The organism is Arthrobacter ipis (assembly GCF_014694315.1).
Taxonomy (GTDB): domain Bacteria; phylum Actinomycetota; class Actinomycetes; order Actinomycetales; family Micrococcaceae; genus Arthrobacter; species Arthrobacter ipis.
The window spans coordinates 1,075,794-1,098,905 of the sequence record NZ_JAAOXD010000003.1; the positions used below are offsets into that span (position 1 = coordinate 1,075,794).

The 23,112-nt window shown below is 67.3% G+C and carries 17 protein-coding genes, 1 pseudogene and 2 riboswitches; of the genes and pseudogenes, 9 read left to right on the top strand and 9 right to left on the bottom strand.

What is annotated here, in order from left to right; translation table 11 throughout:
• Window positions 1-91: 91 nt before the first annotated feature.
• A complete protein-coding gene (locus tag G9E11_RS11940; protein ID WP_190605822.1) occupies window positions 92-1,381 on the top strand; it encodes an ammonium transporter in 1,290 nt (429 codons plus the stop codon).
• Here G9E11_RS11940 and G9E11_RS21515 read toward each other — a convergent pair.
• Window positions 1,330-1,854, bottom strand: coding sequence for a GNAT family N-acetyltransferase (locus G9E11_RS21515; RefSeq protein ID WP_311764361.1), 525 nt, complete (start codon window positions 1,852-1,854; stop codon window positions 1,330-1,332). The genes G9E11_RS11940 and G9E11_RS21515 overlap by 52 nt on opposite strands.
• 1,407 nt (window positions 1,855-3,261) lie before the next feature.
• Window positions 3,262-3,807: pseudogene (locus G9E11_RS21520) on the bottom strand (FAD/NAD(P)-binding protein); the annotation flags it as partial.
• A 251-nt stretch (window positions 3,808-4,058) separates the two neighbouring features.
• On the opposite strand from G9E11_RS21520, the gene G9E11_RS11950 reads away from it, so the two are divergent.
• The 7 genes from G9E11_RS11950 (at window position 4,059) to G9E11_RS11980 (ending at window position 11,576) form a co-directional block, all read left to right on the top strand.
• Entirely contained in the window at window positions 4,059-5,162 is a 1,104-nt protein-coding gene (locus G9E11_RS11950) for an amino acid ABC transporter permease (protein WP_190605826.1), read from the top strand.
• A 5-nt stretch (window positions 5,163-5,167) separates the two neighbouring features.
• Window positions 5,168-5,992, top strand: coding sequence for an amino acid ABC transporter ATP-binding protein (locus G9E11_RS11955; RefSeq protein ID WP_284691173.1), 825 nt, complete (start codon window positions 5,168-5,170; stop codon window positions 5,990-5,992).
• 8 nt (window positions 5,993-6,000) lie between these two features.
• The gene (locus G9E11_RS11960; protein WP_190605828.1) at window positions 6,001-7,053 is read left to right on the top strand and encodes an ABC transporter substrate-binding protein; all 1,053 of its coding nucleotides are present in this window, start codon (window positions 6,001-6,003) and stop codon (window positions 7,051-7,053) included.
• Window positions 7,050-7,931 (top strand): DUF1684 domain-containing protein, encoded by an 882-nt coding sequence (locus G9E11_RS11965; protein WP_190605830.1) that lies wholly within the window; start codon window positions 7,050-7,052, stop codon window positions 7,929-7,931. The genes G9E11_RS11960 and G9E11_RS11965 overlap by 4 nt, the downstream gene beginning before the upstream one ends.
• Window positions 7,928-9,121: an LLM class flavin-dependent oxidoreductase gene (locus G9E11_RS11970; protein WP_311764356.1), complete on the top strand. Its 1,194-nt coding sequence runs from the start codon at window positions 7,928-7,930 to the stop codon at window positions 9,119-9,121. Before G9E11_RS11965 ends, G9E11_RS11970 begins: the two co-directional genes overlap by 4 nt.
• A 10-nt stretch (window positions 9,122-9,131) precedes the next feature.
• On the top strand, window positions 9,132-10,547 hold the full coding sequence (locus tag G9E11_RS11975) for an NtaA/DmoA family FMN-dependent monooxygenase (protein ID WP_190605832.1): 1,416 nt from the start codon (window positions 9,132-9,134) through the stop codon (window positions 10,545-10,547).
• Window positions 10,548-10,784: 237 nt separating this feature from the next.
• Entirely contained in the window at window positions 10,785-11,576 is a 792-nt protein-coding gene (locus G9E11_RS11980) for an IclR family transcriptional regulator (protein WP_190605835.1), read from the top strand.
• 48 nt (window positions 11,577-11,624) lie between these two features.
• On the opposite strand, the gene G9E11_RS11985 is transcribed toward G9E11_RS11980, so the two are convergent.
• The 7 genes from G9E11_RS11985 to cycA all read right to left on the bottom strand — a co-directional run bounded on the left by G9E11_RS11985 (window position 11,625) and on the right by cycA (window position 19,856).
• Entirely contained in the window at window positions 11,625-12,614 is a 990-nt protein-coding gene (locus G9E11_RS11985; protein ID WP_190605837.1) for a 2-hydroxyacid dehydrogenase, read from the bottom strand.
• Window positions 12,615-12,616: 2 nt separating this feature from the next.
• Window positions 12,617-13,579, bottom strand: a complete 963-nt coding sequence (locus G9E11_RS11990) for a beta/alpha barrel domain-containing protein (protein WP_190605839.1) — start codon at window positions 13,577-13,579, stop codon at window positions 12,617-12,619.
• Window positions 13,576-14,838 (bottom strand): CaiB/BaiF CoA transferase family protein, encoded by a 1,263-nt coding sequence (locus G9E11_RS11995; protein WP_190605841.1) that lies wholly within the window; start codon window positions 14,836-14,838, stop codon window positions 13,576-13,578. Before G9E11_RS11995 ends, G9E11_RS11990 begins: the two co-directional genes overlap by 4 nt.
• 55 nt (window positions 14,839-14,893) lie before the next feature.
• Window positions 14,894-16,342 carry a GntP family permease gene (locus G9E11_RS12000; protein ID WP_190605843.1) on the bottom strand — a complete coding sequence of 483 codons (1,449 nt, stop codon included), beginning with the start codon at window positions 16,340-16,342 and terminating at the stop codon, window positions 14,894-14,896.
• A gap of 214 nt (window positions 16,343-16,556) precedes the next feature.
• Entirely contained in the window at window positions 16,557-17,366 is an 810-nt protein-coding gene (locus G9E11_RS12005; RefSeq protein ID WP_190605844.1) for a methylenetetrahydrofolate reductase, read from the bottom strand.
• A gap of 31 nt (window positions 17,367-17,397) precedes the next feature.
• Entirely contained in the window at window positions 17,398-18,357 is a 960-nt protein-coding gene (gene purU / locus G9E11_RS12010) for a formyltetrahydrofolate deformylase (protein WP_194718146.1), read from the bottom strand.
• On the bottom strand, window positions 18,357-19,856 hold the full coding sequence (gene cycA / locus G9E11_RS12015; protein ID WP_190605846.1) for a D-serine/D-alanine/glycine transporter: 1,500 nt from the start codon (window positions 19,854-19,856) through the stop codon (window positions 18,357-18,359). The genes purU and cycA overlap by 1 nt, the downstream gene beginning before the upstream one ends.
• A 144-nt stretch (window positions 19,857-20,000) precedes the next feature.
• Window positions 20,001-20,098: riboswitch (glycine riboswitch) on the bottom strand.
• Between the two features lie 205 nt (window positions 20,099-20,303).
• Window positions 20,304-20,404, top strand: a riboswitch (glycine riboswitch).
• A 148-nt stretch (window positions 20,405-20,552) separates the two neighbouring features.
• Between cycA and gcvP the strand changes: the two genes are divergently transcribed.
• Window positions 20,553-23,112, top strand: a 2,560-nt coding sequence (gene gcvP, locus G9E11_RS12020) for an aminomethyl-transferring glycine dehydrogenase (RefSeq protein WP_190605848.1), incomplete at its 3' end; no start/stop codon positions are given.

Genomic DNA, 23,112 nt, shown 5'->3' on the forward strand with positions numbered 1-23,112 from the left:
GCGGATTCCGGAGTCCTATGTTGTGGGGACAAACGGCATTCGTCCGGTCTCAGCAAAATGCCACCCACCGATTTCCTGAGTGGAGTTCGAAATGAACGCTGGAGATGTTGCCTGGATCCTCGCAAGTTCCGCATTGGTGTGCATGATGATTCCCGCCCTGGCCCTCTTCTACGGGGGCATGGTGGGATCTCGCCGGATCCTGAACATGATGATGATGTGCTTTGGCGGGGCGAGCCTGGTGGCCGTGCTGTGGGCGCTGTTCGGCTACTCGATGGCCTTTGGCAATTCCGTGAACGGCTTGGGCCTGATCGGAGACGTCACGCAGTACGCAGGCCTCGAGCCGATGCTGAAGGATAATCCCGATGCCGCCCTGCCGGCAGCGCTGTTCACGTCCTTCCAGCTGTTCTTCGCCTGCGTCACCACCGCCCTGGTGGCCGGTGCCGCCGCCGGGCGGATGAAGTTCGGCGCCTGGATGGTGTTTGCCGGCGTCTGGGCCACGCTGGTCTACTTCCCCATCGCGCACTGGGTCTTTGCGTTTAACTCCGCGGACGGTTCGGTGACGGGTGGTTGGATCGCCAACGGCATCAAGGCCATCGACTACGCCGGCGGAACAGCAGTGCACATGAACGCCGGCGCCGCAGCCCTCGCCCTCGCCCTGGTCCTGGGCCGCAGCTCCGGCTGGCCCAAGATGGAACACTCCAAGCCGCACAGCCGGCCGCTGGTGCTGGTGGGCGCGGGCCTGCTCTGGATTGGCTGGTTCGGCTTCAACGCCGGCTCTGCGCTGGCCGCCGGGCACGCTGCGTCCGTGGTGTTCCTCAACACCGCGGTGGCCGCCGCGGCGGGGCTGCTCGCCTGGGCACTCGTTGAACGGATCAGGCACGGGGCCACCACCAGCATGGGTGCCGCCTCAGGCCTGATCGCCGCGCTTGTGGCCATCACCCCTGCCTGCGGCGCGGTCAGTCCGCTGGGCGCCGTGGCCATCGGCGCGATCGCCGGTGCTGTCTGCTCGCTGGCGATCGAATGGAAGTTCCGCCTCGGCTTCGACGACTCACTGGACGTGGTGGGCGTGCACCTCGTGGGCGGCATCATCGGCACGCTCCTCATCGGCATCTTCGCCACCAGCAGCGCGCCCAATGGCGTCAGCGGCCTGCTGTACGGCGGCGGTCTGCAGCAGCTGGGCATTCAGTCAGTCGCGACCGTTGCTGTGCTGGCCTACTCCTTCGGCATGACCTGGGTGATTGCCAAGGTGGTCGACATGGCCATGGGGCTGCGCATTCACGAAGAGGACGAAATTCGAGGCATCGACCTCGCGGCCCACGCGGAATTCGCCTACCTGACAGACGAAGACCCCGTGAACCTGGGCGCCGCACCCCGGTCCTGAGCCTGCTCCTCGGCAGGGACAGCCAGATCCTTTGTGAACGCCAGCGGCCCGATGGTCTCGGGGTCGGCGGCGAGGTCAAATTGCGCGGCGTACCCGGTGTTCAGGTACAGGTACTTGGCCTCCGGCTGGCGCGGGCCCGTGGTGAGGTAGACGCCGCGGTACCCGCGCCCGGCCGCCAACCGCTCCAGTTCCTCGAGTACCCGCCGGGCCAGTCCCCGCCGCCGGTGCGCCGAGTGGGTCCAGATCCGCTTAAATTCAGCGGTTTCGGCGTCGTACCGGCGGAAGGCGCCGCCGGCCACGGACTCGCCGTTCTCCTGAATGATCAGCAGCGCGCCGTGCGGCGCCTCGAACTCCTCGGCCGGGTACCTGTTCAGTTCCTCCGCGGCCGCGCCCCGGCCGAACAGGTCGCCGTAGCGGGAGTCGTACTCCGCTGCAAGCTCGTCCAGGAGGGGCCGGACCCGGGGATCGTGCATGGGCAGTTCGAGGACGGTGAGCGGAGAGTGTGACACTGCCGTGAGGATCCTTCGCGCCAGGGCGTCGTTCTCCCGGAACGGCGCCGCGTTGGTGCCGGGCCGGGCGAACGCGCCCGCACCCCAGCCGGAGGTCCCGGGGCCGATTCCGAACAGACCGCTGCGGGTTTCGCCGGTCCGGCCCACAATCTGGTGGCCCGAAGTGACCAGGAGCCGGCCGGTGGAGTGGCCGCCGTCGGACGTGAGCAGGTGCTGCTCAGCGCCCAGGCCCGTGCCGTGCAGCGAGCGGAGCAGCGGGTTGGCGGAACGGGCCACGGCGGGGCCGGGGAGCCGCGCCTCGATGAAGGCCTTCGCCCGGACGGTCACCGGTGACTGCGCCGTCGTCGCCACGAACTCGCCCGTGGCGTCGTCGGCGGCAACAGCAAGGCCCGGGCCCAGGAACTGCAGCAGTCCGGCACGGTGGACGGCCAGCATTTCGCGCAGGCGGCGGGGCGGCGGACCGGAATCCACAAAGCTAAAGAACCCGTGCCACCAGCCGTGGACGTCCTCCTGGGAGCGCGCGTTCAGCCGTTCCGGCGGGACGATCCTGCCCAGCTCCATGTACACCTTCAGCAGGGCCATGAACAGCGCGAGCGTTTCCGGGTGGTCGGGTCCCGTGCGCAGCTCGAGGTCATGTTCGATGTAGCCGACCACCGCCGCCTGCACGTCACCGTGGGCGGCAAAGAGCCGGCGGCCGAACGGCTTGTCCAACTGTTCGAGGTCCAGGTGCAGGTCCGCGTCCGGCACGGCTGTGTCGACGAGTTCGTGGCGCGCGCTGCCATACCAGTCGAGCGCGGCAAAGCGCTCGGCAAATTCGTCCCAGCCCATCGCAACGCGCTCCGGACTGCCCGTGAACAGCTCCCGGTAGTAGCCGTAGCCGGCATCCTTCGCGATCAGGGGCCAGAGGTGCGTACGGAAATCCAGTTCGGCGTGCTCCGACAGGAGCGCGCCCACGGCGTCGGCGGTGAAGAACCGGGGCGCCGCCGCCGGTTCGCCGCGCAGGGCAACGGAGATCTTGGAGTGGAACGGCACGCCCCGCCGGGACCCGGCCCACAGCCTGGGTTCGGCTCCGGACGGAAGGTAGCGCAGCCCGCCGTCGGCCGTCTCCTCGAAACGGCCGCCGCGGCCTTCGGTGAGCAGCACCAGCAGGTCCACGAAGGCGAGGCCCATGCCAGAGACAATGACGTCCTGGCCGGGGGCGATCGGGGAATAGTCGACGTCGGTGGTGTAGCTGGGTGCCGCATGGAACCCGCCGTGCCTGGCCGCGAACGCGGACCAGCCGGCCGAGCGGGCATCCGGTTCCGCGTCCGTGTGCCCCAGCGCGGTAATCACGACGTCGGCGTGCAGCGTGCCGCCGCTGGCCAGCCGCACGCTGTACCCGCCGTCGTCGGGCTGCTGTTCGCCGGGTTCGCCGTCACGGGGTTCGCCCAGCGGTTCGATGCTGACAGCGGTGTCGCCGTGGACGGTGACCCGGACGTCGCTGCCGAGGGCGCGGACGGCGCGGCGGAAGAACCACTCGAGGTACTTGCTTTGCATCTGGCGGGTGGCAAAGGAACCGCCCTTCAGGGAGCGCAGCTGTTCCTGCAGGTGCGGCGAAAAAGCCGGTGCGTCGGTGATGGAACCGTCCAGGATCCCAGCGGCCCAGGCGGCGAGGCCCGGCCCGTCGATGGCGGGCCCGTCGCAGACCACCGAGGAATCGGTGAACATGGTGACGTCCGCCGCCGTGGAATTCATCATGAGGCCAGGCTCCTGGTCATAACGCCAGATCCTGCCGGAACCGGGTTCATGCGGCTCCACGACGTGGATCTGCAGCGGCCCGTCCGCGAGCCCTCGCCGGTTGGCCGCGAGCCGCTCGAGGATGCCGGCCGTGCGCGGGCCACCGCCAATGAAAACCACGGATGGGTGCTGCGCTGGCATCGGAAACTCCTGGTGAGAAAGGGCCCCTTGAAAACGGGTTGGGCCCTCAATCTAGGGTCTGGACAAACCACCGGTCGAGGGCCCTGTCACGGCCGTTCACCCCGCGTAACACCGCGTAAATCCACGCAAGAATTCGACTCATGACGCCCCGCTAAGCCACGTGAACGATTGCAACGGACCGCTTTGCCGGACCTTCCGGGCGCACCTAGATTTGCAGCCAACTACCCCAGCCGGAAGAAGCGAGATGGCGCATGAGTTCAGCAGCAACCAGGACGGCCCAGTCCCCCGCGGAGAAACCGGCCCCCACCGAGACACCATCTCCCACTGAGGCGCAGGCCCCGGAGAGCCAGGCCGCGGCGGCCCAAACCGGGGAGACCCAAGCCGCGGCAGTGCCGGCCGGCCCCGCGGACCTTCGTGCCGCCGTCGACTATGCCGACTACCGCCTGGTTCCTGCCCGCCGCCCGTGGCGCTGGGTGGGCACCGTGCTGGTGGCGCTCGGAGTAGCGGCCGTGGCGTGGTCCCTGGCCACGAACCCGCGCTGGGAGTGGGGCGTGGTGGCCCAGTGGTTCACCGCCAAGTCCGTGGTGAACGGCCTGGTGGAAACCCTCAAGCTCACGGCCATCTCCGGAGTGCTCGGCTTCATCCTGGGCTTCATCCTTGCCCTCATGCGGCTTTCCGCTTCACCGCTGCTGGTCTCCGTGTCCTGGACGTTTTCGTGGATCTTCCGCTCCACGCCGCTGCTGGTCCAGATGCTCCTCTGGTACAACCTGGGCTACCTCTACGAGAAGATCAGCCTGGGCATTCCGTTCACGGACATCCGCTTCTTCGAGGCGCAGACCACCACCCTGATCAGCCAGTTCGCTGCCGCCGTGCTCGGCCTGACGCTGAACCAGGCCGCCTACTCGGCCGAGATCATCCGCGGCGGCATCCTGTCCGTGGACCAGGGCCAGCTCGAGGCAGCCGCCGCCCTGGGTATTCCCGCCTGGCGCAGGTCCACCCGGATCGTGCTCCCCCAGGCCATGCGCGCCATCCTGCCCACGGCCTTCAACGAGATCATCGGCCTGGTCAAGGGCACCTCCATCGTCTACGTCCTGGCCTACTCGGAGCTCTTCTACACGGTCCAGGTGATTTACAACCGCACCCAGCAGGTCCTGCCGCTGCTGCTCGTGGCCACGCTCTGGTACGTGGTGATCACCTCCGTGCTCAGCGTGTTCCAGTACTACATCGAACGCCACTACTCCAAGGGAGCCGTGCGCACCCTGCCCCTCACACCGCTGCAGAAGGCCCGGAAGTTCTTCGCCACCCATGCCCCGGCCAGCACCACCGGCCCCGCCAACACCGCCGGAAGGAAATGATCCCGATGAGCACAACTCTTGAAGCCCCCGCCTCCACCCGCGGACTGGTGGAAATCACCAAGGTCCGGAAGTCATTTGGCACCACCGAGGTCCTGAAGGGCATCTCCCTGACGGTGGAGCCCGGCGGCGTGGCCGTGATCGTCGGCCCGTCCGGATCCGGAAAGTCCACATTGCTGCGGACCATCAACCACCTGGAAAAGGTGGATGCCGGGTTCATCGCCATCGACGGCCAGCTGGTGGGCTACCGGGTCAAGGGCAACAAGCTGCACGAGCTGCCGGAACGGGACATCCTGAAGCAGCGCACCGAAATCGGCATGGTGTTCCAGAACTTCAACCTGTTCCCGCACCTGACGGCGCTGGAGAACGTGACCGAGGCACCCGTCGTCGCGCCCCGTCCTGAAAAAGCTCGCCTGTCCCAGGCGGAGGCCCGCGAGCGCGGCCTGGAACTCCTGGGCCGGGTTGGCCTGCGGGAGCGCGCCGGTGCCTACCCCCGCCAGCTCTCCGGCGGCCAGCAGCAACGCGTCGCCATTGCCCGCGCGCTGGCCCTCGACCCCAAGATCCTGCTCTTCGACGAGCCCACCTCCGCCCTCGACCCCGAACTGGTCAACGAGGTGCTGGACGTGATCCGCGAGCTGGCCAAGTCCGGCACCACGCTGATCATCGTCACCCATGAGATGGGTTTTGCCCGCGACGTGGCGGACACCGTGGTGTTCATGGACCAGGGCCAGATCGTCGAACAGGGCAAACCGCAGGACATTTTCACGAACCCGCAGGAAGAACGCACCCGGAGTTTCTTCTCCAAGGTGATCGAACCCGCCTTCAACATCTAAGGACCCCCATGCCACTCTTCTCCAGCCAGCCCCGCAACGGCGCGTTGCCCGCCGTCATGCTTCTCGGCACGCTGCTTAGCACCGCGGCCCTGTCCGCCTGCACCGATCCCGGCGCCGCCGCCTCCGGCGGTTCAACCGGCAGTTCCGCATCAGGTGCGGCGACGACGGCGGCCCGCAACGGCGTCGTCTACAACACCTCCCCCGACCAGCAGCGGATCCGGGCCGAAAAGGACGCCGCGTTGGCTGCGGAGGTGCCTGCGCTGATCGGCAAGGACGGCAAGCTCACCGTGGCCACCACCGCCGGTTCCATCCCGCTGTCCTTCCACGCCACGGACGACAAGACGCCCATCGGCTCCGAGCTGGACATCGCCCAACTCGTGGCGGACAAGTTGGGCCTGGAGCTGGACATCCAGGTCACGTCCTGGGAGAACTGGCCCCTGAAAACCCAGTCGGGCGACTTCGAGGCCGTGTTCTCCAATGTGGGCATCAACAAGGACCGGGTGAAGCTGTTCGACTTCGCCAGCTACCGCGCCGCGTACATGGGCTTCGAGGCGAAAAAGTCCTCGTCCTACAACGTCCAGGGGGCCGACGACATCTCCGGCCTCAAGGTCTCCGTCGGCTCCGGTACGAACCAGGAGAAGATCCTGCTGGCCTGGAACAAGGAGCTCGAGGCCAAGGGCAAGGCGCCGGCTGCGCTCCAGTACTACTCGTCCGACGCCGACACCATCCTTGCGCTGTCCTCCGGCCGGACCGATCTCAACATCGCGCCGTACCCCTCCACGGTGTACCGGGAGAACACCCGGGATGACCTGAAGGTCGTCGGCAAGGTCAACGCCGGCTGGCCGTCGGAGTCTCTGGTGTCCGCCACCACGCTCAAGGGCAACGGCCTGGCGCCGGTGATCACGGAGGCACTGAATTCAGCCATCAAGGACGGCTCCTACGCCAAGGTGCTGGACCGCTGGGGACTGTCCGAAGAAGCCCTGCCGGAATCCAAGACGGTGACCGAGGCCAACTTTGCTTCCACCCAGACGGGGACAACACAGACGGGGGCATCTAAGTGACGTCCCAGCCGTCACCACCGACCACCGCTGAAACGGAATCCCGCTGGTCGAGCACCGCCGCCTTCGCCGCGGAATGGGAGCAGTGGCATGCCGCGCATGAGCGCCGCCGTACCGATCCGCACGGCTTCCTCGCCGTCACCCATTTGCACTGGCTGGGTGCGGAACCCTCCCGGCTCGAGGGCGTTCCGGGCATCTGGAGCGTGCAGGACGACGCCGTCACCGTGGTTCTCGAGGCCGGCGAAAGCCTGCTGCGGGACGGCCGGGAGCTGAACGGCAGCTCGGCTAAGGGAGGAACTACCGCCGTTGTCTTCGACCCGATCGCCGAGCGGGAGGGGATCAACCTCACGGCGGGTCCCGCCGTCGTCGAACTCGCCAAACGCGGCGGGGAATACATCGTTCGCCCCCGGCACCCGGAGAACGCGCTGCTCAACGGGTACCGCGGCACGCCGGCCTACGCGCCGGACCCGCGCTTCACCGTCGAGGGCGTGTACGTGGCCTTCGAGTCGCCCCGGCCGACCACTGTCGGGGCCGCCGTCGAGGGCATCGTGCACGTGTACGAAGCGCCCGGCGAGATCCGGTTCACGCTGGACGGCCAGGACCTCACGCTCACGGCCTTCAACGGCCACGCGCCGGGCACGCTGTCCGTGCTGTTCACGGATGCGACGTCCGGCAAGACCACCTATGGGGCGAACCGGACGCTAACGGTGGGCGCACCCGACGCCGACGGCCGCGTAACCCTGGACTTCAACCGCGCGGTGAACCTGCCGTGCGCCTACACCGACCTCGCCACCTGCCCGCTGCCGCCGGCCGAAAACCGACTGACGGTGGCCGTCGAAGCTGGCGAACAGAACCCCCACGAAAGGCAGGCCGGACAGTGAGCACTGCAGCAGCCAAAGGTTTCCTCGCCCTCGAACTGGACGGCGACGGAGCGCACCCCGCCGCCTGGCGCAAGGCGCGGCACGCTCCCGCCGAACTGCTCGACGGAACGCGCGTCCGTGCCACGGTGCTGGCCGCGGAATCGGCCGGGTTCCATGTGGCCACGTTCGCGGACGGATCGCTGACGCCTGCGTCTTCCGAGCCCGGCGGCCGCGATATCCCGGGCCGGCTGAACGCCCTCCAGCGTGCAGCCTTTGCCGGGCCTGTCACCGGTTCCATCGTGCTGGTCCCCGAGGTTGACACCGTCTACACGGAGCCGTTCCACATCTCCACCCAGCTCGCCAGCCTGGACTACGTGTCGGGCGGCCGCGCCGGCTGGCTGGTGGCGGCGTCAGACAACGCAGCGGATGCCGCCGCCGTCGGACGTTCGTTTGTTTCTGCTGACGGTCTGGCCCGGGAGGCCGCCGATTCGATCGAGGTCAGCCGCCGGCTCTGGGACTCCTGGGAGGACGACGCCGTGATCCGCGACGTCGCCACCGGGCGGTACCTCGACGTCGACAAGCTGCACTACGTCGATTTTGAAAGCGGCGTTGAGTCCGGCGGCGCCGGCTACTCCGTCAAGGGGCCGTCCATCATTCCCCGGCCTCTGCAGGGACAGCTGCCGGTCCTCGCGCCGGCCGGCCTGCTGAGTACAGACCAGCTGTCCGCCGGGACGGCGGACGCCGTGACGGCGGACGCCGTGCTCGTCTCCGCGCCCACGCCCGAGCTGCTGGCCGGCGAGATCGCCGAAGCCCGCGCAGCCGCTCCCGCGGCGGCCATCATCGCCGAGCTCGACGTCGTCCTCGACGCCCGCGGACAAAGCGCCGCCGGGCGCCTCGCCGAACTCGACGCGCACACGCCCTGGCAGAGCAGCCGCGCCCGTTTCGTCGGCACCGCGGCCGAGCTCACCGGGCGGCTGGCCTCCATTCTGGAGACTGCCGACGGCGTGCGCCTCCACCCGGCGGTTCTGGACGTGGACTTGGAGGAGCTGGCCCAGCTGGTGCTTCCTGCCCTCCGGCGCCGGGGTGTGCTCGCCCCGCAGCAGCCGGGTTCCACCTTCCGGGACCTGCTGGGGCTGCAGCGGCCGGCCAGCCGGTACGCCGCTGCCACTGCAACCGCACCCTTGACCGCAAGTTCCGCGGCCGAGAACTAGGGAGAAACCCATGACAGACACACATATCGGCAACGGCTTCGTGCCCTCCGGCCAGCTGCAGCTCGGCATCTTCTTCCAGGGCGTGAACTCGGGTACCGTCTGGAAGTCGCCGGAATCCGGATCACAGACGGACTTCGAGTCCTTCCGCCGCATCGCCCAGACCGCGGAGCGGGGTCTGTTCGCGGCGTTCTTCCTTGGCGAAGGGCTGCGGCTCCGCGAGCACCTCGGCCGCCCGCACGCGCTGGACGTCGCCGGCCGGCCGGACGCGCAGACCATGCTGGCCGCGTTGGCGTCCGTGACCAGCCGCATCGGCCTGGTGGCCACCCAGAACACCACGTACAACGACCCCGCCGACCTGGCGCACCGGCTGTCCAGCCTGGACCTCCTCTCCGGCGGCCGCGCGGCCTGGAACGTGGTCACCACGGACAACGCCTGGACCGGGGCGAACTTCCGCCGCGGCGGCTACCTGGACCACGCCGACCGGTACGTCCACGCCGAAGCATTCGTGAACACGGCCAAGCGGATCTGGGACTCCTGGGAGGACGGCGCCATTGCTTCGAGCCCTGGTGCGACTGCCTGGGCCACACCCGGTTCTGCCCGGCCCGTCCACCACGAAGGCAAGCACTACACCGTGGACTACGTGCCCCGGCTGCCGCGCAGCGCCCAGTACCGGCCGGTGCTGTTCCAGGCCGGCGACTCGCCGGAGGGCCGCGACTTCGCTGCCCGGCAGGCCGACGTCATCTTCTCTGCCCACCCGAAGCTCGACGACGCCCTCGACTTCCGGCGCGACATCGTCGAACGCACGGTCAAGGCAGGCCGCGGCACGAACGACGTCAAGATCATGCCCGCAAGCGAGTTCATCCTCGCGGCCACCCCGCATGAAGCCCTCGAGAAGAAGAACTGGGTGCGGAACCTGCAGATCGGACCCGAGCAGGCCATCGCCTACCTTGAACAGTTCTGGGGCTGCGAGCTCCAGGGCTTCGATCCTGACGGGCCGCTGCCGGACATCGACCCGGTGGTGGAGGAGACCTCCGAGACCCGCGGCAGCGGTTTCCACGGCGCCAAGGCCAAGCAGTTGGCGGACCAGTGGCGGGCCGAAGCCAAGGACAAGGGCCTCAGCATCCGGCAGTTCGTCTCGGCCCGGACCAGCCGCGGGGACTCCAGCTTCACGGGTTCCTACACGGAGGTGGCGGACCGGCTGTCCGAGTATGCCCGCACGGGCGCAGTGGACGGCTTCAACATCTCGCCGTGGCTGATCCCCACCGGGCTGGACGACATCGTCAACCACCTCGTCCCGGAGCTGCAGGAACGCGGCGTCTACCCGACGGAGTACGCCGGCACCACGCTGCGCGAGAACCTCGGCCTGGCCACGCCGGTCCGGCAAGAAGCCGCCGTCGGGAACACCGCCGTCGGGCTTGAGGTCTAAGCACGTGGCTGGCGACGACGGCACGGAAGACCGCGCGCGCGATGCCGATGCTGCCGCCTGGGCGGCTGCCGACACGATCCGGCTCCAGCTGACCGTCGGCGAGCTGTTCCTCTGATTAACCACGTCGATTGCTCAGTAGGTGCCCTTTTCACGCTCCGAAAAGGCACCTACGGAGCAACGGGTGGAGTTGGGCCGAGGGATTGGACCGGGGTGAAGCCACCGTCTAGCGTGAGTCTTATGTCGGCAGCCGATGCTTCAGCGAAGTCCAGCAGCAACCCCCTGCTTGTCCTGGGGAAAATCACGTCGATCCTGGACGCCTTCTCACTCTCACGGCCGGTGCTGTCGCTGAGTGATATCCGGGAGTACACCGGGATGCCCACGTCCACCGTCCAGCGTCTGGTCACCAACCTCACCTCCCAAGGTTTCCTCGACCGGGAGGAGGACGCCTATCGCATCGGCATGCGACTGGCGTATTGGGCCGCCCCGGCCACGCGGGGAATGGAAGTCATCGACGTTCTCAGCCCCTTGCTCAAGACTCTGCGCGACACCACCGGCGAGACGGCCTGCTTCTTCAAAGCGGAGCAGCACTACCGTGTATGCGTCGCCATGGCGGACACCCGACACGCGCTGCGCCGGGAGATGCATCTGGGCAAGGTGCTTCCGCTCTACGCCGGCTCGGCGGGCAGGGTTTTGCTGGCGTGGGATCCGGAGCTGATGGACGCCGTTCTGCGGGACACTCTGGAGCCCATCACCGAGTCCACGATCACCAGCTCCGAGGATCTGCAGAGCGTCGTGAAGCAGACGCGGACGGACGGCTTCGCCATCACAGTGGGTGAGCGGGAAGACGGGGCCTCCGGGCTTTCGGCCCCGGTTTTCGACTCTGCGGCGGGGCTGGTGGGTGCGGTGACCATCAGCGGGCCCACCCTGCGGATGCCGCTGGAGACCTGTGAGGCGTGGGTGGAGCCGCTGCTTGCGGCCGCCGAGCACATGACCAGACTGATCGGCGGCCGGTTCCCCGGCGAGGCGTAACGCCCCGCCGGGAAACCCTCGGCCAGCGCTGCGGCTAGAGTCGGCTGGTCATGCGCCCGTGAGTGTGTTGACGGCGTGCGGCGGGGTTCGGCCCTCGGCGATCGCGACGGCGTTGAGCGCGCTGAGGCGGGCCATCTCGCTGCGCACGGGGACGGTGGCGCTGCCCACGTGCGGCAGCAGCACCGTGTTGGGCAGCTCGGCGAGGCCGGGCGCGAGCCGAGGCTCGTCCTCAAACACGTCCAGCCCGGCGCCGGCGATGACGCGGTCCCGGAGCGCCTCGACCAGGGCGGCCTCGTCCACCACCGGACCGCGGGCGGTGTTGATCAGGATGGCATCGGGCTTCATCCGCTCCAGCACCTTCGCGTTTACCAGGTGCCGGGTCTGCTCGTTAAGGGGAACGTGCAGGGACAGGAAGTCGCTGCGCTCCACCAGCTCATCCCAGGAAGCCTGCCGCACCTTGCCCGCGAACTCGCCCAGTTCCTCGTCGCTGACCTGGCGGTGGCCCGGGGGCCGCGGAGCGAAGAGGACCTCCATCCCGAAGCCGAGGGCGCGGCGGGCGGTGGCGCGGGCGATTCTGCCGAACCCGGCAAGGCCCAGCACCGCTCCGGAGACGTCCCGGCCGAGCGGCAGCTCCGGTTCCCAGCCGTGGAAGTTGCCGTCGCGGACCAGGCGGTCCGCTTCCACCACGCGGCGGGCGGTGCCGAGGATGAGCAGCATGGCGATGTCCGCCGTCGCGTCCGTGAGCACTCCGGCGGTGTTGCCCACCAGGATGCCGTGCCGCGTGGCGGCGTCCACGTCGATGTTGTTGTAGCCGACCGCGAAGTTGGACACGCCCTTCACCCGCGCGCCGGCCAGGAGCGGCTCGTCGACGACGTCGCGCAACTGGGTGAGGACGACGTCGTACTCGCCTGAGGCGCACAGCGCCGCCAGCGTGTCATAGTCGGGAGGCGTCGGAAGCACGGTGACCGTGCCGGCGTCGGACAGCAGCTGTAGCCCCGGATCCGGAATAGCGGTGGTGACCAGGAAACTGCTGCCCATTCCTACTGGCCTCCCGTCGTGATGACCCATTCGAACGCCGGGGCCTTGGACCTGGCGCCCTGTGCCGCCTTGGAGCGGTTGGGTTCGCCCAGTTCGGCGAGCAGCTTCTCGGACAGGACAACCAGGTCCGCGAAGGTTTCCGGGGTCACCCAGCCGGGCCGGGTGGCGAACAGGATGTCCTCGGTGGAGGTGTTTCCGCTGGCGCCCGGTGCGAAGGGGCAGCCGCCGAGTCCGCCGAGCGCACCATCCACCATGGCGGCACCTGCCTGGATCGCGGCGAGGGTGTTGGCCACGCCCAGGCCCCAGGTGTCGTGGCCGTGGTAGACGATCCGGCGCGCCGGGGACTCCGCGCGGACGCGCTGGATGAGGCCGGAAACCTGGGCGGGGATGGCCTGGCCCAGGGTGTCGCAGAGGACGATGTCCGTGGTTCCCTCGGCACGGGGGTCGTTGGCGATCGCCAGGATCCGCTCCTCGGGCACGGTCCCCTCGAACGGGCAGGTGAAGGACGTCGCGATGCACAGCTGGATCTGGCCGTTGACCGCCTGCGCGTAGTCCACAGCCTGGGGCAGGGCGGCCAGGCTCTCCTCCGTGGTGCGCCCGATGTTCGCCTTGTTGTGCGAGGCCGACGCCGAGAGGCAGTACTGGAAGTTCCGCGCGCCGGCGGCCGCGGCCTTGGCCACGTGGCCGGGGGTGGCGACCCAGATCCAGCACTTTTCCAGCTCCTCGGGCGTGAGGTTCTGGACCACCTCCAGCGTGTTGGCCATGGTGGGGACAAGGTCCGGGCGGGCCATGGATCCAAGTTCGATGGCCGGCACGCCGAGGCGGAGCAGTTCCCGGACCGTCTCCAGCTTCCGTTCGGTGGACAGGACCTTCCCCGTGAGCTGCAGCCCGTCCCGCAGGGTGACGTCCCGCAGGATGGTGTTGCCTAGGCTGGCGGCACGGGCCGAGTTGTGGTGCTGGTTCATGCCTGGAGTGCCTCCTCGCGGCCCGATGCCGCATTGATCTCTGCCGGGTCCATGCCGAGGAGCCCGGCGAGGATTTCTGTCGTGTTTTCGCCCAGGTCCGGGCCGAGGTTCCTGATGGGAAGCGATTCGCCGCCGATCACCGGAACAATACCGGGGAAGCCGACCCCGGGCAGGATCTCCTTGCCGGTGGAGACGTCGAATTTCTGGACCATGTTACGGGCAGCGTACTGGCTGTCGGTGCTGATGTCCGCCGCCGTGTAGATGGGGCCCGCCGGGACGCCGGCTGCGTCGAGGGCGGCCAGGGCGTCGGCGGCATCCAGTTCCGCGGTCCAGGCACCGATGGCCTGGTCCAGTTCCTCGCGGCGGTCCCACCGTCCGGCGTTGCTCTGCAGTGCGGGGTCTTCGGCCAGGTCGGGGCGTCCGATGGTCTGCATGTACCGCTGGTAGATGGAGTCCCCGTTCCCGGCGACCACGATGCTCGCCCCGTCCCTGCAAATATAGGCATTCGAAGGCGCGATCCCTTCCATCCTGCCGCCCACCCGCTGCCGGTCCACGCCGTACGCCTGGTAGTCGGGAATCAGGGATTCCATCATGGAGAACATGGCCTCGTGCAGCGCCACGTCAATCACCCGCTCCGTCAGGGGCACGGCGTTGGCCGCATTCCCGCCCGCATTTCCCCGCCGTGCTTCGCGCTGGTAGAGGCTCATCATGGAGCCAAAGGCAGCATAGAGCCCGGCAATGGAGTCCCCGATGGAGACGCCGACCCGTACGGGCGGACGGTCGGGGTCGCCGACGAGGTTGCGGAACCCGCCGTACGCTTCGGCGACGGCGGCAAACCCCGGACGTTCGGACAGTGGGCCTGTCTGCCCGAAGGCGGAGATGCGCGTGATGATGAGGTCCGGGTTTGCTTCATTGAGCACCTCCGGGCCGAGGCCCCATTTCTCCAGCGTGCCCGGGCGGAAGTTTTCCAGCAGGATGTCCGACTTGGCGGCAAGCTTCAGGACGGCCTGCTTGCCGGCCTCGGTCCGCAGGTCCAGCACCACGGACTTCTTGTTGCGGTTGATGGTCCGGTAGAGCATGGAGGTGTCGCCCTTGTGCAGCCGCCAGTTGCGTAGCTCGTCGCCCGTTCCCGGCCGTTCGACTTTGATGACCTCGGCGCCGAAGTCGGCGAGGAGCCTCCCGGCCGTGGGGGCGGCAATGTAGTTTCCGAGTTCCAGGACGCGGATGCCTTCCAGGGGCGCAATGCGTGGTGGTGTCATGGTGTCTTCTTCTTTCGTGGGCGTACGCCGGAAACGCAGGGGTTCTCAGAGTCGATTAGAACAGCAGGCTCATGGGCAGGATCAGCAGGATGGCGACGACGGACGCCACCGAAACCCCAACGGTCACCGATTTCAGGGCGCCCCTGACACTCTGGCCCAGGAGCGACTGCAGGAGCCAGAAGGTGTTGCTGGTGACGTGGACCATGAACAGTGATCCGGCGCCGGCGGACAGTGCCAGGAGCACAGGGTCAAGGCCGATGACCGGCGCGATGGGGGCCAGCAGGCCCGCGGCGGTGATGGCGGAGAGCGTGACGGAGCCGACGGCGATGTGCAGGACGGCCGCGATGGCCCAGACCACGAGCAGCGGGGCGACGGTGCTTGCGGAGAAGAAGCCGCCGAGGATGTCGCCGAGGCCGGCAGCCTTGACGGTCGCCGCCAACGATCCGCCCACTCCGGTGAGGATCAGGATCTGGCCGCTCTCCTTGAAACCGACAGTGATGGCTTCCTCAACCTTCTTCTGGCCGATGGCGGAGCGGGTGACCAGGGAGGTGCCGATCAGGCCGGTCAGCAGTGCGATGACGGGTTCGCCCAGGAGCTGCAGCCACGGCAGGTCGATCTTGAGGATCTGCAGGATGGCCCCCGCTCCGATGAGGAGCAGCGAGGTCAGCAGGGGTGCGAACATGACGACCAGCGGGAGCTGCTTCGGCTCGCGTTCGGCCACGGCGACGCTACCGCGGGTCTGCGCCGCGGTTCCGTTGGAGCCGGGCCCGCGGACGGCGTTGCCGGCGGCAACGGGGCGGCCAGCACCGCCGTCGTACTCTTCCTCTTCACCCTCCCGGTCCTCTTCGGCGACGAAGGTGTGGTCTTCATCCTTGGCCTCGTTCCAGAAGCCGCGGCGGAAGAGGAAGGTCATGATGGCGATGGAGATGATGATGGTGGGGATGACCAGCAGCAGGCCGAACAGCAGCATTTTGCCGAGCGGCACGTTGAGGAGGCCTGCCAGGGCGAGGGATGCGACGCCGGGAACCGTGAAGACGATGCCGCACTCAAGCGCGATGGCCATGGCGGTGGCCATGCGTGCCGTGCCGAGTTTGCCGATTTTGGGCGCCAGTTTGCGGGCCAGCGGGGCCGAGATAACAAGCAGGACGTCAAGGAAGATGGACTGCAGCAGCGTTCCGATGGCCAGGCCCATGGTGTAGGGCAGGCGCTTGGGGCCGAACGTGTTCAGCAGGTGCTCCACGAGGCGCCGGATGGCCCCGCTCTGGTTGAGGATGGAGCCCATGAGGACGCCGAAGGCGATGAGCAGGCCGACGTCCACCATGATGTCGCCGAAGCCGGCGGTGATGGTGCTGACGGTTTTCTCGACGCCGAGGCCGACGGCCAGGCCGAGGTACACGGAGCTAACCACCAGGGCGATGACGGGGTTGACTCTGAAACGCACAATGAGCAGCACGGCGGCGAGCACCGCGACGGCTGTGTTGATCAGGACAGCGATGTCTGACATTAGGGGGAATCCGATCGTGGGGCCTTCCGCACTGAAGGCTTGGGAGCAGGGGTGGGTCGTGAGGAGCGACACATTCGCTGTTCCCATATTATGGGTTTCAGCTCACATTGCAAGATATTGCAAGCAAAAAAAGCGCGAACGTACAGCTGTGGCCCCAATTCCCGGAGGAAATGGGGCCACAACTGTACGTTCGCGCTGGTTACGGGGATCTGGCTCAGGAAGCCTTCGCGTCTGCTTCGTCGCTCCAGGTCATCGCCGGCTGGGTTTCGACGTTGTTGAACGTGTAGAGGTGGATGCCAGCCAGTGCAGGATCCATGGCGGCCAGTTCGGAAACCAGGGACCGGGATGAATAGCTGCCGGCGTTCAGGAGCCTGCGCGCGAGCGGCCCCTTGCGGTTCAGGAACTTCAACGAAGGACCTACCCCGATTTTGGTGGCGAGCGCGATCAGCTTGGCCCGCGGAACGGCCCCGGCCACCCCTGCCCAGATCGGAAGATCGATGCCTTCGCGGCGCAGCAGTTCCGCGTACCAGCCGATCCTGGGGGCCGAAAAGCACATCTGCGTCACCACGCTGGAGGCCAGATGCTGCTTCTCCAGCAGTGCATCGAGCATCTGCAGCTCGTTGTGCTTCGGATGGCCTTCCGGGTATCCGGCGACGCCGATGGCCATGGTCCCGCCGGTCAGGTCGGCAATGTCTTCCATGAGCCGGCTGCTGTTGCCGTAGGGGCCGGCCGCCTCCGGAGCGTCCCCTCCGATCGCGAAAACCTCCATGATCCCTGCAGCCTCACAGTCACGCAGCATGCCGGCCAGCTGAGCGCGGCCCTCGATGCTTCGCGCGGCCAGGTGGGGAATCACCTTGTAGCCCAGCTGGCCAAGCTGGACCGCGGCCCGCACGGTGGTCTCGACCCCGTGGTGCGGCAGGCAGGTCACGGTCACCGTTGATCCGGCGGAAACGTGCGTCTGGACTTTGGCAACAATGCCGTCGGTGGGAATGATCTCCAGGCGCACAGGCAACTGGTTCGTCATGAGCAACTCCAGGTCTGGTTGGATGGGCTTGTCAGCGGAGGATGACCGTGCGGTTCCCGGACAGGATGATTCTTCCTTCGGCGTGCCAGCGAACAGCGTTGGTCAGGGCCTTGCACTCCGCATCCTTGCCCACGGACACCAGATCCGCGGGAGTGTAGGTGTGGTCGACCTCAATCACCTGCTGCGCAATGATCGGTCCCTCATCAAGCTCTGAGTTGACGTAATGGGCCGTGGCGCCGACCGTCTTTACTCCGCGCTCATGCGCCTGGTGGTAGGGCTTCGCGCCCTTGAAGCTGGGCAGGAAGGAATGATGGATGTTGATGGCCCTGCCGGCGAGCCGGGCGGTGGCCGAGTCGCTGAGAATCTGCATGTAGCGCGCCAGGACCACCAGTTCAACCCCATACGCATCCACCAGTCCCAGCAGCTTGGCCTCCGCTTCGGCCTTGGTCTCCGGCGTCACGGGGATGTGGTGGAACGGGACCCCGTGCCAGGCCGCGAGCCTCTCCAGATCCGGGTGGTTGGACACCACTGCCGCTATCTCGACCGGCAGTTCGCCGTTGCGGCCGCGGACCAGCAGGTCGTTGAGGCAGTGATCGTACTTGGACACCATCACCAGGATCCGCTGCTTGCGGTCGTGGCGCTCCAGGCGCCAGTCCATGCTCCATTGACCTGCCAGCGGCGCGAAGCTGTCCCGGAGCTGCTCGACGGCGGCGGTGTTGCCTGCCGAGTCACCGGTCGTGTCACCGGTCGAGGCGAAGTGGACCCTCATGAAGAAGTGCCCCGCGTTCCGGTCGCCGAACTGCTTGAGGTCAACGATGTAGCACTCCTGCTTGAGCAGGAAATCCGCGACCGACTGGACGATTCCAAGGGAATCCGGGCAATGTAAGGTGAGCACAAACTCCCCGCCGGCAGCGGGAGTCTGGACCCCGCGGGCCTGGTCCTCCGCCGTCGCCCGGCCGTCCGCCGTCGGCCTTTCCTCTGTCCCGATCATCACTTGACGCTTTCCTTCTCCTCGAGCCGCCGGCTCGCATGCTCGCGGGCGGCGGTCTCCTCAGCCTGGAGTTCATCCTGGAAGGCTGCGTAGCGGGCCAGGTGCGCGGGCCGGCGGCGCAGAACCAGCCAGGCCACACCAAGCAGGACGAACCAGACGGGGGTGACCAGCAGGGCCGTCAGGGTGTCGGGCTGGGTGGTCAGCGTCCACAGCACGAAGGCGAAGAACGCAAAGACCACCCACACCATGGGAATGCCGCCCGGCATCTTGAACTTGGAGGCCGTGTGCAGGTGCGGGCGGCGGCGCCGGAAGGCGATGTAGCTGGCGAGGATGATCGACCAGACGAAGACGAAGCAGACGGCCGAAACGGTGGTGACCATGTCGAACGCCTTGCCGACGTCCTGGCCGGCGTACATGAGCACCACGCCGGAGAGCAGCAGCACACAGGACAGGAACAGGGCGTTGTTGGGTACCTTGCGGCGGGACAGCGTGCCGAAGGCCGCCGGCGCGTCGCCTTCCTGGGCCAGTCCGTAGACCATGCGCGAGGTGGAGTAGATGCCCGAGTTGGCCGAGGACATCGCCGAGGTCAGCACCACGAGGTTGACCACCGTGGCGGCGGCCCCGAGTCCGGCCAGCGAGAACATTGCAATGAACGGGCTGTGGCCGGCGGCGAACTGGGTCCAGGGCGTGACGGACATCAGGATGATGAGGGCGCCCACGTAGAAGAGCAGCACGCGGATCGGAATGGAGTTGATGGCCTTGGGAAGGTTCTTCTCCGGGTTCTTGGCCTCAGCGGCCGTGGTGCCCACCAGTTCGATGCCCACAAAGGCGAACACAGCGATCTGGAAACCGGCCACAAAGCCCATGAATTCATTGGGGAAGAAGCCGCCGTGGCTCCACAGGTTGGTGAAGCTTGCCTGCCCGGCGTCGCTCTGGAAGCCACTGAAGATCATGAACATGCCCACAATGATCAGGGCGGCGATGGCGATGATCTTGATGAGGGCGAACCAGAATTCGGTTTCACCGAACGCCTTGACTGTGGCGAGGTTCAGCACCAGCAGGATGGCCACGGTGGCCAGGCCCGGGATCCACAGCGGCACTCCGGGCCAGAGCTCGCGGGAGTACCCTGCGATGGCGATGACATCCGCGATCCCGGTAATCACCCAGCAGAACCAGTAGGTCCATCCGGTGAAGAACCCCGCCCACGGCCCCAGCAGGTCGGCGGCGAAATCGCTGAAGGACTTGTAATTGAGGTTGCTCAGCAGCAGCTCGCCCATGGCCCGCATGACGAAGAAGAGCATGAAGCCGATGATCATGTACACGAAGATCACGGACGGCCCGGCCGCGGAAATGGTCTTGCCGGAGCCCATGAACAGGCCCGTGCCAATGGCGCCGCCGATGGCGATCAGCTGGATGTGCCGGTTGCTCAGCTGCCGCTCCAGGCGGGGAGCCTCACCGGCTGGGGAACTGGGTGGGGAGGCAGGGGGATGAATGGTCATAAGGAACTCCATCGTTCGGTGGCCAGTAGCCACACTGATTCGGTTCCTCCCCGCTCTGTCTTGGACCTGAGAGATTCCGCGGACATGGTCTTCCGCTTGCACCGTCGGTGAGACAGGACGTGCCTGCCTGCTTTCCAGAGTTGCCTCGCCGCGGCGGTACGTGGGCCTGAGAGTTTCCTGGGGAGGGTTTGCTCCTACGGCGCCTGCTGAACGTACCGGCAGGGCTCTCCCGCCGCAGATCGTAAGCATTTTCAATTATGTAGAAAAAAATCGTCCGTACCGACGGCGGCCGTCTTGCCGGCATGTGCCGGTCAGCGCAGCCCCGCTGGCCACCGGATCAGTGTGGTCTCCGTCACGAAGAAATGTCAAACGGGGACCTCCGATTTGGCGCGGACGCAAATCTCCTGTAACTTGTGAGCCGAATCACCCCACATCTTCATAGCCTTTCGAACCGTGGCGGGAGAGTCCTCCCAGTCATTCACCGGGCAGGCGCCGTAGGAGCAAATCCTCCCCAGGAATCTCTCAGGCCCCCGTACCGCCACGGCTAGGCAACTCTGGAAAGCAGTTCGGGTAACCGGGCTCACCGACGGTGCAAGCGGAGAACCAACTCCGCGGAATCTCTCAGGTCCAATACAGAGCGGGGAGGAACCCAAACCATGCCGTGCCACACGTGGCCGGCCAAACCTGGAGTTCCTCATGACGATTCAATCTCTTCCATCAACCTTTGCCGACCGGCATATCGGCGCCCGGCGCCAGGCCGACATCGACACCATGCTCAAGAACGTCGGCTATGACACTGTCGATGGCCTCGTGGATACCGCCGTTCCGGCGTCGATCCGCCAGGAGAACCCCCTGCTGCTCACCGCTGCGCTGAGCGAAGTTGAGGTCCTGGCCGAGCTTCGCCGCCTGGCCGCCAAGAACAAGACCGCCGTGCAGATGATCGGCCAGGGCTACTACGACACCGTTACCCCGCCCGTCATCCGGCGCAACGTCCTCGAAGCCCCGGCCTGGTACACCGCGTACACCCCGTACCAGCCGGAGATCTCGCAGGGCCGGCTGGAGGCGCTGCTGAACTTCCAGACCATGGTCCAGGACCTGACGGCCCTGCCGGTCGCCAACGCCTCCCTGCTGGATGAAGCGACGGCGGTGGCCGAGGCTGTACTGCTGATGCGCCGGGCCAACAAGGACAAGCAGGCAAAGGACGGCAAAACGGTCCTGGACGCCGACTGCCTCCCCCAGACCATCGCCGTCGTGCTTGGCCGCGCCGAAGCCCTCGGGTTCGAGGTGGAGGTGGCGGACCTTTCCCAGGGACTGCCCGACGGCGACATCAACGGCGTCGTGCTGCAGCAGCCCGGCGTCTCGGGCCGGGTCTGGGACCAGATCGGCGTGATCGCCGGCGCCAAGGAACGCGGCGCGCTGGTGACCGTGGCCGCTGACCTGCTGGCCCTGACCCTGATCACGCCTCCGGGCGAGCAGGGCGCCGACATCGCCGTCGGAACCGCCCAGCGCCTCGGGGTGCCGCTGTTCTTCGGCGGCCCGCACGCGGCCTACATGGCAGTGCGCACCGGCATGGAGCGCACGCTCCCGGGCCGCATCGTCGGCGTCTCCAAGGACAACGCCGGCGCTCCCGCCTACCGCCTGGCTCTGCAGACCCGCGAGCAGCACATCCGCCGGGAAAAGGCGACGTCCAACATCTGCACCGCCCAGGCGCTGCTGGCCATCGTGTCGTCCTTCTACGCCGTCTACCACGGCCCGGACGGCCTGAAGGCAATCGCCGAGACGGTCCACAACAACGCCCGCGTCCTCGCCACCGCCCTCAAGACGGCGGGCCGCGAACTGGTCAGCGATTCCTTCTTCGACACCCTCACCGTGCGCGTGCCCGGCAAGGCCCACAAGGTCCTCACGGCAGCAGAGGCCCGCGGGATTAACCTGCGCCTCATCGACGCGGACACCGTTGGGGTTTCCATTGATGAGACGACGACGGCGGCAACACTTTCCGCTGTAGCCGTCGCCTTCGGCGCCGGTCCCGTAGGGGACGCGAGTGGCTTTGAGCTCCCCGAAGCCGTGCTGCGCACTTCCCACTACCTGCAGCACCCGGTGTTCAACACGCACCGCTCCGAAACCCAGCTGTTGCGCTACATCCGCAAGCTCTCCGACCGCGACCTGGCGCTGGACCGCACCATGATTCCGCTGGGTTCATGCACCATGAAGCTGAACGCCACGGCCGAGATGGAAGCCATCTCCTGGCCGGAGTTCGCCTCGATCCACCCGTTCGCCCCGGACTCCCAGACCGAAGGCTGGCGCGAACTGATCGATGGTCTGGAAGCCGACCTGGCCGAGATCACCGGCTACGACCAGGTGTCCATCCAGCCGAACGCCGGCTCGCAGGGCGAGCTCGCCGGGCTGCTGGCCATCCGCGGCTACCACCTGTCCCGCGGCGATGACCAGCGCAACGTCTGCCTGATCCCGGCCTCGGCGCACGGCACCAACGCGGCCTCGGCCGTGCTGGCCGGCATGAAGGTGGTCGTCGTGGCCACGGCGGCCGACGGCACGATCGACCACACCGATCTGTACGCGAAAATTGAGGCGCACAAGGACGTTCTCTCGGCGATCATGATCACCTACCCGTCCACGCACGGGGTGTACGACGCCGACGTCCGCGAGGTCTGCGACGCCATCCACGCGGCCGGCGGCCAGGTCTACGTGGACGGCGCCAACCTCAACGCCCTCGTTGGCCTGGCGCAGCCGGGCAAGTTCGGCGGCGACGTGTCGCACCTGAACCTGCACAAGACCTTCTGCATCCCGCACGGCGGCGGCGGCCCCGGCGTCGGCCCCGTGGCGGCGAAGGCGCACCTGGCCCCGTTCATGCCAGGTGATGCGAACAACGCTTCGATCGAGGGTGGCGAAGAGGGGCACGGCGTCGCCATTTCTGCCTCCCGGTTCGGTTCGGCGGGCGTGCTGCCCATCTCCTGGGCGTACGTGAAGCTCATGGGCGGGGACGGCCTGACCGAAGCCACCAAGTCCGCGCTGCTGGCGGCGAACTATGTCGCTTCCCGGCTGAATGAGTTCTTTCCGGTCCTCTACACCGGCGAAGGCGGGCTGGTGGCGCACGAGTGCATCCTTGACCTGCGCGAACTCACGGCCCGGACCGGTGTGACCGCTGAGGACGTGGCCAAGCGCCTGATCGACTACGGCTTCCACGCCCCCACCCTGTCATTCCCGGTCGCCGGAACCCTGATGGTGGAGCCCACCGAGT